This window comes from Streptomyces sp. Go-475, assembly GCF_003330845.1.
GTDB lineage: Bacteria > Actinomycetota > Actinomycetes > Streptomycetales > Streptomycetaceae > Streptomyces.
The window spans coordinates 2,539,927-2,555,319 of sequence record NZ_CP026121.1; the positions used below are offsets into that span (position 1 = coordinate 2,539,927).

A 15,393-nucleotide genomic window follows, 5' to 3' on the forward strand; every position below is an offset into this window, starting at 1 on the left:
TACGGGGGCAACCTGACGGCTCCCGTACCGGCGTACACCCAAGCCGCGCCCCCTGTCCGGGCCCAGCTCCACCCCGAGCCGCGAACCTCGTCCGAAATATCGAACCGAAGGACTTTCCTGTGACCGACGCTTCCACCACGGCAGCCCGCAGGCCCGGTGAGCAGGCGCTCACCACACTCGGCCTGAACGCGCCCGCCCTCGACCCCGCCGACGCCTCGCCGCACTCCTTCCCCGGCGGCGGTCGCTGGCGCACCGAGATCCCCTCGTGCGAGGGCCCCGAGGCACTGGCGGTGGTCCTGAAGGAGGCCTCGCGACTGGACGTGCCGATCCACCGGATCAGCCAGGGCAGCGGCGTGTGGATGCTGACCGACGCCGAGATCACCGAGATGGTGGAGGCGACGGCCGAACGCGACATCGAGCTCTGCCTGTTCACCGGCCCGCGCGGCACCTGGGACATCGGCGGCTCCACGCGCACCGACTCGCGGGGGGCCGGACTGCGCGCCCGGGGCCACGACGCCGTCGCCGGCTGTGTCGAAGACGCCGTCAGAGCCACGGAGTTGGGCGTCAAGTGCCTCCTCGTCGCCGACGAGGGCGTGCTGTGGACGCTGCACCGCGCCCGCGCGGCCGGCATCATCCCGGCCGACACCACGCTCAAGGTGAGCGCGCTCATCGGCCCCGTCAACCCGGCGGCGTACGCGGTGTACGAGCGGCTCGGCGCCGACTCGGTGAACGTGCCGAGCGATCTGACGCTCGATCACCTCACCGAGATCCGCCGGGTGTCCGGCGCTCCCATGGACATGTACATCGAGGCCCCCGACGACCTCGGCGGCTACGTCCGGATGTACGAGGTCGCCGAGCTGATCCGGCGCGGCGCACCGCTCTACCTGAAGTTCGGCCTGTCCAAGGCGCCCGGGATCTACCCCTACGGGCACCACATGCGGGAGCTGACCCTCGCCACCGCCAAGGAGCGCGTGCGGCGCGGCCGGCTCGCCCTGGATCTCCTGGCCCGTCACGGAGCGGACGGCGACATGGCGCCGCTCGGTTCGCGACTGCCCGGCGATCTGCAACGGTTCGAGACCTCGTCATAACGTTCCGGCTACTCGCCTTCACAAAAGAAGACACAGCCGACCACAATCCGACACATCTCTTCTCGGTCTTTCCGGCCCGACCCCCCGGAGCGACTTCGCGCCCCAGACCGAGCCCTGCACACAGATCAAGGATGATGATCATGCGTAACCGCAGAGCCGCCCTCGCCGCCATAGCCGGAGCCGCGTCCCTCGCCCTCACCCTGTCCGCCTGCGGGCAGGACAGCAAGGGCGGCAGCGAGGAGAGCGGGGACAGCGCCAAGGGCGGCACCATCGGCATCGCGATGCCGACCAAGTCCTCCGAGCGCTGGATCGCCGACGGCAACAACGTCAAGAAGGACCTGGAGTCCAAGGGCTACAAGACCCAGCTGGTCTACGGCGAGGACGACCCGGACCAGCAGGTCTCACAGATCGAGAACCTGATCACCCAGGGTGTGAAGGCGCTGATCGTCGCGGCCATCGACAACAAGTCGATGAACAACGTGCTCCAGCAGGCCAAGGACGCGAACATCCCGGTCATCTCCTACGACCGCCTGATCCTCGGCACGCCGAACGTCGACTACTACGCCTCCTTCGACAACGAGAAGGTCGGCGAGCTCCAGGGCACCTACATCGTCGAGAAGCTCGGCCTGAAGGACGGCTCCAAGAAGGGCCCGTTCAACATCGAGCTGTTCGCCGGCTCCAACGACGACAACAACACCCGCTACTTCTTCCAGGGCGCGATGAACGTCCTGCAGCCCTACATCGACAAGAAGCAGCTCGTCGTCCGCTCCGGCCAGACCAAGCTCAACCAGGTCACGACCCTGCGCTGGGACGGCGGCACCGCCCAGAAGCGCATGGACGACATCCTGACCTCGGCCTACAAGACCGAGCGCGTCGACGCGGTCCTCTCGCCCTACGACGGCATCTCCATCGGCATCCTCTCGGCGCTGAAGTCCGACGACTACGGCTCCAAGAGCAAGCCGCTGCCGGTCGTCACCGGCCAGGACGCCGAGGTCGCCTCGGTGAAGTCGATCATCGCGAACCAGCAGTCGATGACGGTCTACAAGGACACCCGCGAACTCGCGAAGGTGGCCTCCAACATGGTCGACGCCCTGCTCAACGACAAGAAGCCCGAGGTCAACGACACCAAGACCTACGACAACGGGGCGAAGGTCGTCCCGGCGTACCTGCTGGAGCCGGTGGCCGTCGACAAGTCGAACTACCAGAAGACGGTCGTCGACTCCGGCTACATCAAGGAAAGCGACCTGAAGTAACCGCCGCCAACCGACCGACGATTCACCACTGATTGGAAGGCACGACCATGGCGGGACCCGTCCTGGAAATGCGCTCGATCGTCAAGACCTTTCCCGGCGTCAAGGCGCTGTCGAACGTCACGCTGACCGTTCGGCAAGGCGAGGTCCACGCCATCTGTGGGGAGAACGGCGCCGGCAAGTCGACCCTCATGAAGGTCCTCTCCGGCGTCCACCCGCACGGCACCTACGAGGGAGACATCCTCTTCGAGGGGGAGGTCTGCCAGTTCAAGGACATCCGGGCCAGCGAAGAGCGCGGCATCGTGATCATCCACCAGGAGCTGGCCCTGGTGCCCTACCTCTCCCTCGCGGAGAACATCTTCCTCGGCAACGAGCACGCCACGCGCGGGATCATCAGCTGGACCGAGACCCTGCGCCACGCCAGCGAACTGCTGCGCCGGGTCGGCCTGTCCGACCACCCGGACACCCGCGTCGCCGACATCGGCGTGGGCAAGCAGCAGCTCGTGGAGATCGCCAAGGCCCTGTCGAAGAAGGTGAAGCTGCTCATCCTGGATGAGCCGACCGCCGCCCTGAACGACGAGGACAGCGGCAAACTCCTGGATCTGATCCTGGAGTTGAAGAAGCAGGGCATCACCTCGATCATCATCTCCCACAAGCTCAACGAGATCCGCAAGGTCGCCGACTCGGTGACGATCCTCCGCGACGGCCAGACCATCGAGACCCTCGATGTGAAGGCCCCGGAGACCACCGAGGACCGGATCATCAGCGGCATGGTGGGCCGCGACCTGGAGAACCGCTTCCCGGAGCGGTCGCCGCACGAGCCCGAGGAGGGCGTCGCGCCCGCCCTGGAGATCCGCAACTGGACGGTGCACCACCCGATCGACCAGCAGCGCAAGGTGTGCGACGACGTGTCGCTGCACGTGCGGCGGGGGGAGATCGTCGGCATCGCCGGGCTGATGGGCGCCGGCCGCACCGAACTCGCCATGAGCGTCTTCGGACGGACGTACGGCCGGTACGCGGGCGGCACGGTCCTCAAGGACGGCACGGAGATCCGCACCAAGACCGTCCCCGAGGCGGTCAAGCACGGCATCGCCTACGTCACCGAGGACCGCAAGCACTACGGCCTGAACCTCATTGACACCATCAACCGCAACATCTCGCTGACCGCCCTGGGCAAGGTCGCCAAGCACGGTGTGGTCGACGAGCACGAGGAGCGGCAGGTCGCCGAGAGCTTCCGCAAGTCCATGAACATCAAGGCGCCGACCGTCTTCGAGCCGGTGGGCAAGCTGTCCGGCGGCAACCAGCAGAAGGTCGTCCTCAGCAAGTGGATCTTCTCGGGTCCGGACGTGCTGATCCTGGACGAGCCGACGCGCGGTATCGACGTCGGCGCCAAGTACGAGATCTACACGGTCATCGACCAGCTGGCCGCCCAGGGCAAGGCGGTCGTCTTCATCTCCTCCGAGCTGCCCGAGCTGCTCGGCATGTGCGACCGCATCTACACGATGGCCGCGGGACGGCTGACGGGTGAGTTCTCGAGGGCCGAGGCCTCCCAGGAATCGCTGATGCGTCAGATGACGAAGGACAAAGAGGTATCCCGATGAGCACGGACGTGACCGCCAAGACGCCGGCCCCCGCGCCGCCCGGCAAGGGAGGGGCGGCCACCGGCGACGGACTGTTGCAGCTGGTGCTGGACGGCTTGCGCCGCAACATGCGGCAGTACGGCATGCTGATCGCGCTGGGCCTGATCGTGGTCCTGTTCGCCGTGTGGACCGACGGCGACCTGCTGCTGCCGCGCAACGTCTCCAACCTGGTGCTGCAGAACAGCTACATCCTGATCCTCGCGATCGGCATGATGCTGGTCATCATCGCGGGCCACATCGACCTGTCGGTCGGCTCGCTGACGGCGTTCGTCGGCTCGATGGCCGCCGTGTTCATGGTCAAACAAGACATGCCCTGGCCCCTCGCCGTGGTGCTGTGCCTGGCCGTGGGCGCGGCCGCGGGTGCCATCCAGGGGTTCTTCATCGCCTACGGCGGCATACCGTCGTTCATCGTGACCCTGGCGGGCATGCTGATCTTCCGCGGTCTGACGGAGATCTTCCTGGAGGGCCAGACCCTCGGCCCGTTCCCGGAGGGGCTGCAGAAGGTCGCCAACGGCTTCCTGCCGGAGGTCGGACCGGAGACCAACTACCACAACCTCACCCTGCTGCTGGGCTTCGCGATGATCGCCTTCGTGATCTTCCAGGAGGTCCGTGACCGCAAGCGGCAGCAGGAGTTCAACCTGGACGTCCCGCCCACCAAGCTGTTCCTGCTGAAGCTGGTCGCGATCGGCGCCGCCGTGCTGACGCTGACCATGCTGCTGGCCAGCTACAAGGGCGCCCCGATCGTGCTGCTCATCCTGGGCGTGCTGCTCGTCGGCTTCGGCTACGTGATGCGCAACGCGATCATCGGCCGCCACATCTACGCGATCGGCGGCAACCTCCCGGCGGCCAAGCTGTCGGGCGTGAAGGACAAGAAGGTCACCTTCCTGGTCTTCCTGAACATGGGCATGCTCGCGGCCCTGGCGGGTCTGGTCTTCGCCGCCCGCTTCAACGCGGCCTCTCCCAAGGCCGGCCTCAACTTCGAGCTGGAGGCGATCGCGGCCTCGTTCATCGGCGGCGCGTCGATGAGCGGCGGTGTCGGCACCGTCCTCGGCGCGATCATCGGTGGCCTGGTCCTGGGCGTGCTGAACAACGGTATGAACCTCGTCGGCATCGGCACCGACTGGCAGCAGGTCATCAAGGGCCTGGTGCTGCTGGCGGCGGTCGGGTTCGACGTGTGGAACAAGCGCAAGGTCGGTTCGTAAATCGGACCGGGCCCCGCCGGAAGGCGGGGCCCGGCTCTTTCCCAGCAGTTTCCCAATGAGGTGGAGCCGCACATGGAACTGAACAGACGCACGGTCATCGCGGGAGCAGCGGCGGCGGGCATGGCCGCCACCACGCTCGGCGGCACGGCGCACGCCACGGGAGGCAGGAAGCCGGTGAAGACGCTCTTCGGCAAGCTCGCCGACGGCACCAAGATCTACAGCTGGTCGCTGGAGAACGGCGGCACCCGCCTGAAGGTCCTCTCCTACGGCGGCATCGTCCAGTCCCTGGAGATCCCCGACCGCCGCGGCCGCTACGCCAACGTCTCCGCGGGCTTCGACAACATCGAGGACTACGTCGCCAAGAGCCCGTACTTCGGCGCCCTGATCGGCCGGTACGGCAACCGCATAGGCAAGGGCAAGTTCACGCTGGACGGCAAGGCCTACCAGCTGTCCGTCAACGACGGCGAGCAGAGCCTGCACGGCGGCGCCAAGGGCTTCGACAAGCGCGTCTGGGACATCGAGCCGTTCGTGAAGGGCTCCGATGTCGGCCTGTACCTGTACTACACCAGCGTCGACGGGGAGATGGGCTACCCCGGCACCCTCAAGACGAAGGTCACGTACACCCTCACCAAGCACGGCGACTGGCGCATCGACTACGAGGCCACCACCGACAAGGCCACCGTCGTCAACCTCACCAGCCACGTCTACTGGAACCTGGCCGGCGAGGGCAGCGGCACCATCGAGGACCACGAGCTGCACATCGCCGCCTCCCGCTACACGCCCACCGACTCGGGCCTGATCCCCACGGGCGAGCTGGCCAAGGTCGCGGGCACCCCCTTCGACTTCCGCAAGGCCAAGCCGATCGGCCGGGACATCCGCGTCTCCCACCCGCAGCTGGTCACCGCCAAGGGCTTCGACCACAACTGGGTCCTCGACAAGGGCATCACCGCCCGGCCCGAGCACGTCGCCACCCTGCGCGACCCCGCCTCCGGCCGCACGATGAAGATCGCCACGAACGAGCCGGGCCTGCAGTTCTACTCCGGCAACTTCCTCGACGGCACGCTCACCGGCCCGTCCGACCGCATCTACCGGCAGGGCGACGCGCTGTGCCTGGAGACGCAGCACTTCCCGGACTCGCCGAACAAGCCGTCGTTCCCGTCGACGGTGCTGCGCCCCGGCCAGACGTACCGCACGACGACGATCCACTCGTTCGGCTGCTGACGCCGGCCAGTGACAACCCTTCACAGGTGACACACGTCTCCTGACCGGTTTCCCGACGGTTGAACGGTGTCACTGTGGCCTCCGTATCCAAGGGCGGCCCGCGCTCCCCCGCGCGGGCCGCCCTTGAACGTCGGGTCCGGCCGTCCCCAACGGACCCGCCTCATACGGAGGTTCCATGGCCGACAACGTCACGTCGCTGTTCCGCAGTACCGCGGCCCACAGCCCGTCGATGGCGGCTCTGACACGCGAGGGCGGCGAGGGAGCCGGCCCCGTGGACTTCTGTATTCCCTGCAACCCGTACTTCCCCACCCCGGCCATGTTCGACGACATGGCGGGCAGGCTGCGCGACATCATCACGTACTACCCGAGCAGCGCCGACACCATCACGGCCGAGCTGTGCAGCCTGCTCCAGCTCCCGCCGCAGTGCGTGGCCATGGGCAACGGCTCCACCGAGCTCATCACCTGGATCGACCACCTGCTCGTCCGCGAGTCCCTCGCCGTCCCCGTCCCCACCTTCGGCCGCTGGACCGACCAGCCGATGGAGACCGGCAAGCGGGTCGACATGTTCCCGCTCCAGGAGTCCAGCGGCTTCGCCCTCGACCTCGCGCAGTACGCCGAGTTCATCCGCGCCAGAGGGACGCGGGTGGCGGTGATCTGCAACCCGAACAACCCCGACGGCGGCTTCCTGCACAAGCACGCCATCGTGCAGTTCATGGACGCCATGGCCGACCTGGACCTCGTCGTCATCGACGAGTCGTTCCTGGAGTTCGCGGACGCCGAGGCCGAGCCGTCCGTCGTCCAGGAGGCGATGCTGCGGCCCAACGTCATCGTCCTGCGCAGCCTCGGCAAGAACTTCGGCCTGCACGGCATCCGCTTCGGCTACCTCGTCGCCAACCCGGCCCTCGCCGGCCGCGTGCGCTCGATGCTCCCGAAGTGGAACCTCAACTCCTTCGCCGAACACGTCGTCTTCATGCTCAAGGAGCACGGCGCCGAGTACGCGCAGAGCCTCCAGCAGGTGCGCCGCGACCGCCTCGACATGGCCTCGCAGCTCTCCGCGCTGCCCGGGCTGACGGTCTACCCGTCGCAGGGCAACTTCCTCTTCGTGCGCCTCCCCGTGGGCGCCGAGGGCACCGTGGTGCGGGACCGGATGCTCACCGAGCACCGGATCCTGGTCCGCGAGTGCGGCAACAAGATCGGTTCGTCCAGCCGCTTCCTGCGGCTCGTGGTGCGCCCCCAGGTGGACGTGCGTCGCCTGGTGTCCGGCCTGGAACAGGTGCTCTACGGGACGTCCAGGAGGGGAGCCGCCGTACCCGAGCTGGGCAACGGGACCAGCTACAGCTCGGGTACGGCGGCAGTGGACCGGCTGGTGAGCGAGACGAACGGGTCGGGAATGCGGGGGCTTGCGGCGCAGGCCATGGGGGCGGGGGCCGCCGCCGGGGGGCCGGGGCCCGCCGCGGCTCCGGCCGCCGCGAGTACGGGCCTCGGCGGCCCGGGCCTCGCCCCCGCGCCGGCGGCAGCGACCACCGGCGGCCCTGGGCGGCCCTCGCGCCTGCGGCCGCGGGTATGGGTGCGGGCCCTGGGCTGGCCCGGCGCCGGCGGCTGCGGGTATGGGCGCGGGCCCTGGCTCGCCCCGCGCCTGCGCCCGGGGGCATGGGTGCGGGCCCGGGGCTCGCCCCGCCTGCGCCCGCCCCTGCGGCCCCGCCCCGGCCGCCGGCATCGGCATGCCGCTCCCCGCCGCCGCGTCCGCCGTTCCGGCGGGTGCGGGCGGTGGGATGCCGATGCCGGCCGCGGCGCAGTTGCCGCAGTCGCAGCCGATGCCTCAGCCGCAGATGCCTCAGCCGCAGGTGCCCCGGCAGGTGCCGCAGCCGGCGGCTCCCCAGCCGATGGCCGCGCCCGCACCGCCCCTGGCCCCCGTGGCCCAGGCCCCGGCGCCGGTCCCTGCTCCGGCGCCGGCCCCCGCGCCGTTCACCGGGCCGACGCCGCCCGGTGTTCCGGCGCGGGGTGGTCTGACGGCCGCGCAGGTGCGGGGGACCAACGGGCTGTCACCGGCCCCGGCCACGGGGTGGCCCGCCGCGCAGAGCTGGCCCAACGCGGCGACCGGGTGACAGCGCCTTCTCGCCGCAGCGGTTTCTGTGGGTGGGGCGGGCGCGGGGGGTGTCGTGGTGGTTCACGCAGTTCCCCGCGCCCCTGGTCTGCTATATCGCCGTCAGTTTCCATTGCTGGCAGGCGTTGTTGAGCCACGCCCACTGGCGTACGTCCGCGCTGTCCGCCGTCGAGCAGTCGGCGACGTCGGCCACCTTGCCCGTGGCCTTGTTGACGATGCGGACATAGCCACCGTCGGTCGCCACGAACTGGAACCGCTGGCAGGTGTTGTTCAGCCAGGCCCACTGACGCAGATCGGCACCGTCGGCGGCCGAGCAGTCGGCGGTGTCGAGGACCTTGCCGGTGGCGACGTTGACCAGGCGGTGGGTGTCGTCGCCGAGGTCCTCCAGGCGCCAGCGCTGGTTGGTGTTGCCGTTGCAGGTGTACTGCGCGACGTTGGCCCCGTCGGCCGATGAACCATCCGCCACGTCAAGGCACTTGCCGCTGTTGCGGTTGGTGACGGTGTAGGTCGTCGAGGCGGCGGCCGGCTCTCCGGAAGGTCCGGGGAGGGAGGCTCCCAGCCGCACGGGAGTGCCGAAGTTCGGCGTGCCGTCGGAGTTCCAGGTGAACTTCTGGGCGCGGGTCGTACGGCCGTTGTCGCAGCCCTCGCTCGCGCTGTCGTTGGCGTGGTAGACGATCCAGTTCTCCCGGCCGTCCGGTGAGGTGAAGAAGCCGTTGTGGCCGGGCCCGTACACCCCGTTGGCGTCGCTGCGCTGGAAGACGGGCGTGGACTTCTTCGTCCAGGAGGAGGCGGAGAGCGGGTTGGAACCGGTCAGTTCCAGTTGGCCCAGCTTGTAGTCGGGCGTCCAGCAGCCGCTCGCCGAGTAGATGAGGAACGTGCGGCCGTTGCGCTGGAGTACCTCCGCGCCTTCGTTGACCGTGCCGCCCTGGCGTTCCCAGGCGTACGTCGGTGTCGAGATCGTCGAGTAGGCGCCGCTGACGGTGTACGGGTTGGACATCGGGGCGATGACGAGGTTCTGCGTCCCGCCCGTGACGGCGCTGCCCAGCATGTACAGCCGGCCGTTCACGTTCAGCACGCTCGGGTCCAGCATCCACACGTTGCTGAGCTGTCCCTTGTAGGTGTACGGCCCCATGGGGTCGGCGCCGGCGCTCTCCAGCACGTGGCTGCGCTGCGTCGGGTTGTAGTCGGACACGTTCTGCCCGGCCACGTAGTACAGGTACCAGCGGCCGTTGAGGAAGTGCAGCTCGGGCGCCCAGATGTTGCAGCAGCGGGAGGCGGCGTCGCCCTTCCAGACCTGCACGCTGGGCGCGGTGGCGAGCCCGGCCAGGGTGGCGGACTTGCGGATGGTGATGACGTCGGTCCAACTCGTCGTCACCAGGTAGTAGTTGCCGTCGTGGTACGAGATCCAGGGGTCGGCGCCCTTGACGGACTTGACCGGGTTCGTGAAGGAGGCGGCGCTCGCGGAGGGCTGGCCGAGCCCGACCGCGAGCAGCAGGACCGCCAGCAGGGTCAGTAGGCGACGGGCCATCCGCTGCTCCAGTTCAGGAGGTTGATGCCGAGCTTGGGCGTGCCGTTGGCGTTGCCGTCGTAGTAGTGGTAGACGATCAGGTCGCCGTCGGCGTCCTTCAGGATCGACTGGCCACCCGGGCCGATGACGCTGCCGTGCGATTCGAGGACGGGTGTGCCGCCGTTGTTCATCAGGTCGACGCCGTTCTTGTCGCGGTAGGGCCCGGTGATGCTGGACGCCCGCCCGACCTTGACCTTGTACGTCGAGCTGGTCCCGTTGCAGCAGGTGTCGTACGAGGCGAAGAGGTAGTAGTAGCCGTTCCTCTTGACGATGAAGGGCGCCTCGACGGCCTTGGTCCCGGTCGGCCGGGAGGCGAGCGAGTACCGGGTGGTGTTCGAGCTGAGCTGCTTCCCGGTGGACGGGTTGATCTGGATCATCTTGATCCCGGTCCACCAACTGCCGAACGACAGCCACCACTTGCCGTCGTCGTCGACGAAGAGGTTCGGGTCGATGGCGTTGAAGTCGCTGGAGGAGTTCGAGGTGTAGACGGTCCCCTGGTCGGTCCAGCTGCCCGGCTGGCCGGTGCTGGAGGTCGCGAGGCCGATGGCGGACGTGTTCGAGCCGAACTTCGAGACGGAGTAGTACATCAGGTACTTGCCGCCCTGGTACGAGATGTCCGGCGCCCAGGCCTCCGGGACGGACGAGTAGTTCCGCCACCAGCTCGGCCGGCTGGAGAAGGCGTCGGCGCCGTTTCTGAAGGCGGTGCGGTCACTGCTGGTCTTGTTGGCGATGCCGCCGCCGGTGGCGTAGAGCAGGTACTGGCCGGACGACGTGCGGATCATCGACGGGTCGTGGGTGACGACGTCGCCGGTGACGCGGCCGGGGTTGGGGTACGCCGACGCCGTGCTCGGGATCAGGGCGAGCAGGGCCGCGGTGGGGAGGGCGAGCAGGGCGGTTCGCCTGCGGAGCGGGCGGGGCGTGCGGGGACTGCGGCTCATGCGGGTCCTCCTTGCGGTGGGGGCAATACGCCGTGCGACATCTCGAACAGCGATCGCAAGTTCGAACGGACCGTAGAATCGAACACCTTGCGCGTCAATGGTCCGCGCAGCACCTGTCGCCGGGCGCCGGGTCGCGGGAGGACACGGCCAGCCACCCCGGCACATCGACCTCGGCACGGACGGTCTTGCCCAGGGGCTCCCGGTCGAGCACCTCCCACCGGTCGGCGAGCGCGTCGACCAGGACGAACCCCCGCCCGTGCTCATCGAGGGGCCGGAGCGGCCGCACGGCCCCCGGAGCGGGCGGACGCGGCGGCCCGCTGCGGGTGTCGGCGACCTCCACCCGGACGCCGCCCGTGAGGAGCGCCAGCCGCAGTTCGAAGTCCCGGCCGGGCACGCGCCCGTGCGTCACGGCGTTGGCCGCCAGCTCGGCCACGATCGCGCCGACCGCTTCGGAGACGTCCGTCCCGTAGGGGATGCCCCAGCTGTGCAGCTGGTTCAGCGTGAGGTGGCGGGCGAGACGGGCACCGCGCGGGGTGGAGCTGAAACGCTGCCTGAACACACGTACGGTAACCGGGCTTCGGGAGGCGGACTGTGACGTCATGCGCCCAATCTGGCGGCTGGGAAGGGTGATTCTCCAGGCCGACGCCGCGTACGCTGCGGCAGCGTACGCGGTGACGGACTGGACAGTACCGGTGACTACCCGTGACGATTCGTGCGGGAGGTGACCGACGGTGGTCGATGGCGCGGTGGGGACGAACACGAACGGCGAGCCGGAGTCGTCCGACAGTCTGCGGACGTTCGGAGCGGTGGTCCAGGGCTTGCGCGAACACGCGGGGCTGAGCCGGGAGGAGTTCGGGGAGCTGGTGCGGTTCTCCAAACATACGGTGGCTTCGGTGGAGTTGGGGCGGCGGATGCCGGATGCCACGTTCGTGGCCCGGGCGGAAGAGGCCCTCGGGATGACCGGCGTCCTCCAGAAGGCAGCGGGACGCTTGGAGCGGCAGCCGGGGCTGGCGGCGTGGTTCCGGCGGTGGGCTCAACTGGAGCAGGTGGCGATCACCCTGTACACCTACGAGTGCCGCATGGTCCCAGGCCTCTTGCAGACAGAGGCGTACGCACGCCAGTTGTTCATCGACGAGCTGCCCCCGCTGTGCGACGAGCAGATCGAGGCCCAGTGGGCAGCACGTGCAGAGCGGCAAAGGCTGTTGCAGGAGCGCCCGAACACCGCGTTCAGCTTCATTCTCGAGGAGCATCTCTTCCTACGGCGCACGGGCGGGACGCGGGTCACACGGGATCTCATCGACCACGTCCTGGGGATCGCGGAGTTGCGGAACGTGGAGATCCAGGTCATGCCGTTGATGCGGGAGTCTCATGCGGGGCTGCACGGCCCTCTGCAGTTACTGGAGACGCCGGAGAACCATTGGTTCTCCTACCTGGAAGGACAGCAGAACGGGCAGCTCATCAGCGACCGGAAAGTAGTCAGCGTGCTCCAAAGGAGGTATGCCAGGATGCGTGCACAGGCTCTCTCCCTCCCAGACTCCGTGAGCCTGTTGCAGCGCTTGCGAGGAGACCTATGAGCACCAGCGAACTGACGTGGTTCAAGTCGAGCTACAGCAGCAGCGGTTCGGGCGATTGCCTGGAGGTCGCTACCTGCCCGGAAACGATCCGCATCCGGGACTCGAAGAACCGCCAAGGCCCCCAACTCCACCTCTCCCGCACCGCCTGGTCCGCCTTCCTCACCCACGCCACCAAGTAACCGCCGGGACCGCCCGCTTCGCTGCTCAGCCCCGGGCGGTCCCGAACAGCGCGTCCACGATCCGCCGCAGTACGGCCTCTTCCTGACCGGTGTCCTCGCCCCGCTCGTACTCGGTCAGCGCGAGACCGGCGAGGGTGGACTCCTGCGTCAGCGCCCGCACCGCCCCCAGCAGGTCGTCGACGTCGATACCCCCGGGTTCCGGGGTGCCGACGGCCGGGAAGACCCGCGGGTCGAGGACGTCGAGGTCGATGTGGACGTACACCGCTTCGGCACCGGTCGCGCGCACGGCGGCCAGGAGCGGCCCCGGTTCGGTCAGCTGCTCGACACCGACGTGCCGGATGCCGCGGCGCTCGACGAGGTCCCGCTCGCCCGGGTCCAGGGACCGGGCCCCCGCCAGCACCACGCGGTCGGCCGACAGGGTCCGCACGGGGCGCAGGCCCTGAGGTCCGTCGCCGATGAGTGCGCGCAGCACCATGCCGTGGAAGGCGCCGGAGGGCGACGACTCCGGGGTGTTGAGGTCTGCGTGCGCGTCGAACCACACCAGTGCCAGCCGGTCGCCGAACACGGAGAGCGCGGTCTCGACGGGGGCGAGATCGACCCCGCAGTCGCCGCCGACGGTCACGACGGTGTCGCCCGCCGGAACCTCGGCCAGTGCCTCGCGCACGGCGTGCAGGTGCCGTTCCAGCACGTCGGCGTTCCGTACGCCGCCCCGCGCGTGCCCGACGCCACTGTCGAGCCCGACCGCACACCGCCGGCCTGCGGGCATCAGCTCGGCCAGCCGGGCAGCCCCACCGCGCAACCGGCCGGCGGTCGCCGCCCCCGATCCCTGCCACTGGGCCACCTCAAGTACGACCAGACCGGACACGGGGATCTCCTCTCCACGGTGATCAACACAGCCTATGAGTGGTGGGGACACGCCGTTCGGTTCCTCACCGCCGCCCGCCGAACTCCCAGTCATGCACCTCGACCTCGGCGTACTGCCCCGAGGTCAGCACCGCACGGGCCGCCTCCGCATCCGCGGCCCGCACCAGTGCCGCCGTACCCACCCACACGGCACCGTCGTCGGACAGCAGCGGCCCGTACGCGATCAGTTCGTCCCGCACGGCATCCGGCACATCGAGGTCGACGCCGTCTCCCGAGCCGAACCCGAGCACGAGGTACCGCTGCCCGTCCGTCCGCCCACCGGGAAACTCCCACATGGTCCGCCCCAGCAGGTTCCGCCACCGCCGCAGCAGCACGTCCCGGTACACGCCCGCCTGGTAGTTGGGCTCGTCGAAGGCGAACGCACGGGCGGCTGTGGCATCCGGCAGGTCGACGATGTGGACACTGCCGGTGGGCGTCTCCCCGTCCGCGGCAAAGGTCGGCCCCCGGGCGATCAACTCCGCCTCGTACCGGTCCATGTAGGCCCAGTGTGCCTCGCCCAACTGCCTTCGCAGCGCCAGGGAACCGGGCCGGTCACGGTGGTAACAGAAGAACTCCATGGCTGAGGATCTTTCCCCATGCCTCGGCCAAGTGGTCCACCGGCACCCCGTCCTGGCTGCCCCTTGCGTGATCAGCGACGAGCCTCCATTATCAGGAATCCTGATACTTTAAGTTTGTAGCGATGGGTGCCAGCCATGTCATTCAGGCCCAGAATCCAGGCCAGAGGGGTTCAGCTGCTGCTCGGCCCAATGATGAGCCGCGTGCACAAGGATCTGCGCTTCACCGACATCCCGAAGCGCACGGAATCCATCCGGGTGGAGACCGGCGCCGGACCGGTGACGTGCACCGTCTACCGCCCGCCGGCCGCCGCCGCGGCCCCAGCCCCCGTGTACGTCAACTTCCACGGCGGCGGGTTCGTGATCGCCCGCCCCCAGCAGGACGACCACATCTGCCGCTACATAGCCGCCACGGCCGACTGCGTGGTGATCAACGTGGACTACGCCGTCGCCCCGCGGTGGCCGTACCCCGCCCCCGTCACCCAGGCGTACGACGTCACCGCCTGGGTGGCCGAGAACGGCGCCGCCAACAACTGGGACGGTTCGCGACTCGCCGTGGGCGGACACAGCGCCGGGGCCAACCTGGCCGCCGCGGTCTGCCGCACCGCTCGGGACCGCGGCACCTTCACACCCCGCCTCCAGATCATCGACTCGGCACCGCTCGACCAACTCGCCGACCCGGCCACCAAGCAGTCACCCATCGCCAAGCCCCTGCTCACCCCTCAGCTCATGCGGGTCTTCACCGCCGCCTACGTCCCTGATCCCGCCGACCTCGCCCATCCGCTGGTGTCGCCCGGACTGGCCGACGACCTCGCCGGGCTGCCGCCCGCCCTGGTCATCACCGCGGAGCACGACCGCCTGCGCGACGAGGGCGACGCGTACGCCAAGGCCCTGGAAGCCGCCGGCGTGCCGGTCACCCACCGTTGCTTCGAGGGCGTCGACCACTACTTCACCCACACCGGCCCGGTACCGGCCGGGAAGGAAGCCATCGACCTGATGGCCACCACCCTGCGCACGGCACTCACGGCCTGACCGCTGACAGAGGCCGACTCCCGCTCCGACCCTCGGTGTGCGCGCTCGCCCATGGTCGGCGGCCTCCCGGCCGGGACGGCTCCGGCCGGGGCCGGTAGGGGACGCGGCGGCTGAGGGGCG

Annotated in this window: 13 protein-coding genes and 1 pseudogene; 9 read left to right on the plus strand and 5 right to left on the minus strand. The window is 69.1% G+C overall.

The features are described 5' to 3' along the window. Window positions 1–119: 119 nt before the first annotated feature. The 6 genes and pseudogenes from C1703_RS11665 (at window position 120) to C1703_RS39630 (ending at window position 8,506) form a co-directional block, all read left to right on the plus strand. Window positions 120–1,088 carry a hypothetical protein gene (locus C1703_RS11665; protein WP_114252094.1) on the plus strand — a complete coding sequence of 323 codons (969 nt, stop codon included), beginning with the start codon at window positions 120–122 and terminating at the stop codon, window positions 1,086–1,088. A 131-nt stretch (window positions 1,089–1,219) separates the two neighbouring features. Then, window positions 1,220–2,341 (plus strand): multiple monosaccharide ABC transporter substrate-binding protein, encoded by a 1,122-nt coding sequence (chvE, locus tag C1703_RS11670; RefSeq protein WP_114252095.1) that lies wholly within the window; start codon window positions 1,220–1,222, stop codon window positions 2,339–2,341. 47 nt (window positions 2,342–2,388) lie between these two features. Then, window positions 2,389–3,939, plus strand: a complete 1,551-nt coding sequence (gene mmsA, locus C1703_RS11675) for a multiple monosaccharide ABC transporter ATP-binding protein (RefSeq protein WP_114252096.1) — start codon at window positions 2,389–2,391, stop codon at window positions 3,937–3,939. Next, complete coding sequence (mmsB, locus tag C1703_RS11680; RefSeq protein ID WP_114252097.1) at window positions 3,936–5,180, plus strand: multiple monosaccharide ABC transporter permease; 1,245 nt, start codon at window positions 3,936–3,938, stop codon at window positions 5,178–5,180. The genes mmsA and mmsB overlap by 4 nt, the downstream gene beginning before the upstream one ends. A 72-nt stretch (window positions 5,181–5,252) precedes the next feature. Continuing rightward, on the plus strand, window positions 5,253–6,401 hold the full coding sequence (locus tag C1703_RS11685) for an aldose epimerase family protein (protein WP_114252098.1): 1,149 nt from the start codon (window positions 5,253–5,255) through the stop codon (window positions 6,399–6,401). Window positions 6,402–6,576: 175 nt separating this feature from the next. Then, window positions 6,577–8,506, plus strand: a pseudogene (locus C1703_RS39630) (histidinol-phosphate transaminase). Between the two features lie 90 nt (window positions 8,507–8,596). On the opposite strand, the gene C1703_RS11700 reads toward C1703_RS39630, so the two are convergent. The 3 genes from C1703_RS11700 to C1703_RS11710 form a co-directional block, all read right to left on the minus strand. Continuing rightward, the gene (locus C1703_RS11700) at window positions 8,597–10,033 is read right to left on the minus strand and encodes a family 43 glycosylhydrolase (RefSeq protein WP_114252099.1); all 1,437 of its coding nucleotides are present in this window, start codon (window positions 10,031–10,033) and stop codon (window positions 8,597–8,599) included. Then, window positions 10,015–11,010 carry an arabinan endo-1,5-alpha-L-arabinosidase gene (locus C1703_RS11705; RefSeq protein ID WP_114252100.1) on the minus strand — a complete coding sequence of 332 codons (996 nt, stop codon included), beginning with the start codon at window positions 11,008–11,010 and terminating at the stop codon, window positions 10,015–10,017. Before C1703_RS11705 ends, C1703_RS11700 begins: the two co-directional genes overlap by 19 nt. 94 nt (window positions 11,011–11,104) lie before the next feature. Beyond that, window positions 11,105–11,611, minus strand: coding sequence for an ATP-binding protein (locus C1703_RS11710; protein WP_114252101.1), 507 nt, complete (start codon window positions 11,609–11,611; stop codon window positions 11,105–11,107). A 130-nt stretch (window positions 11,612–11,741) separates the two neighbouring features. Between C1703_RS11710 and C1703_RS11715 the strand changes: the two genes are divergently transcribed. Further along, a complete protein-coding gene (locus tag C1703_RS11715) occupies window positions 11,742–12,584 on the plus strand; it encodes a helix-turn-helix transcriptional regulator (RefSeq protein ID WP_114252102.1) in 843 nt (280 codons plus the stop codon). Further along, a complete protein-coding gene (locus C1703_RS11720) occupies window positions 12,581–12,763 on the plus strand; it encodes a DUF397 domain-containing protein (RefSeq protein WP_114252103.1) in 183 nt (60 codons plus the stop codon). Before C1703_RS11715 ends, C1703_RS11720 begins: the two co-directional genes overlap by 4 nt. 25 nt (window positions 12,764–12,788) lie before the next feature. Here the strand turns inward: C1703_RS11720 and C1703_RS11725 are convergent, their stop codons facing one another. Beyond that, window positions 12,789–13,628, minus strand: coding sequence for an arginase family protein (locus C1703_RS11725; protein ID WP_114252104.1), 840 nt, complete (start codon window positions 13,626–13,628; stop codon window positions 12,789–12,791). A 64-nt stretch (window positions 13,629–13,692) separates the two neighbouring features. Then, window positions 13,693–14,244 (minus strand): YciI family protein, encoded by a 552-nt coding sequence (locus tag C1703_RS11730; protein ID WP_114252105.1) that lies wholly within the window; start codon window positions 14,242–14,244, stop codon window positions 13,693–13,695. A gap of 192 nt (window positions 14,245–14,436) precedes the next feature. On the opposite strand from C1703_RS11730, the gene C1703_RS11735 reads away from it, so the two are divergent. Further along, a complete protein-coding gene (locus C1703_RS11735; protein WP_232840750.1) occupies window positions 14,437–15,273 on the plus strand; it encodes an alpha/beta hydrolase in 837 nt (278 codons plus the stop codon). The last annotated feature ends 120 nt before the right edge of the window (window positions 15,274–15,393 follow it).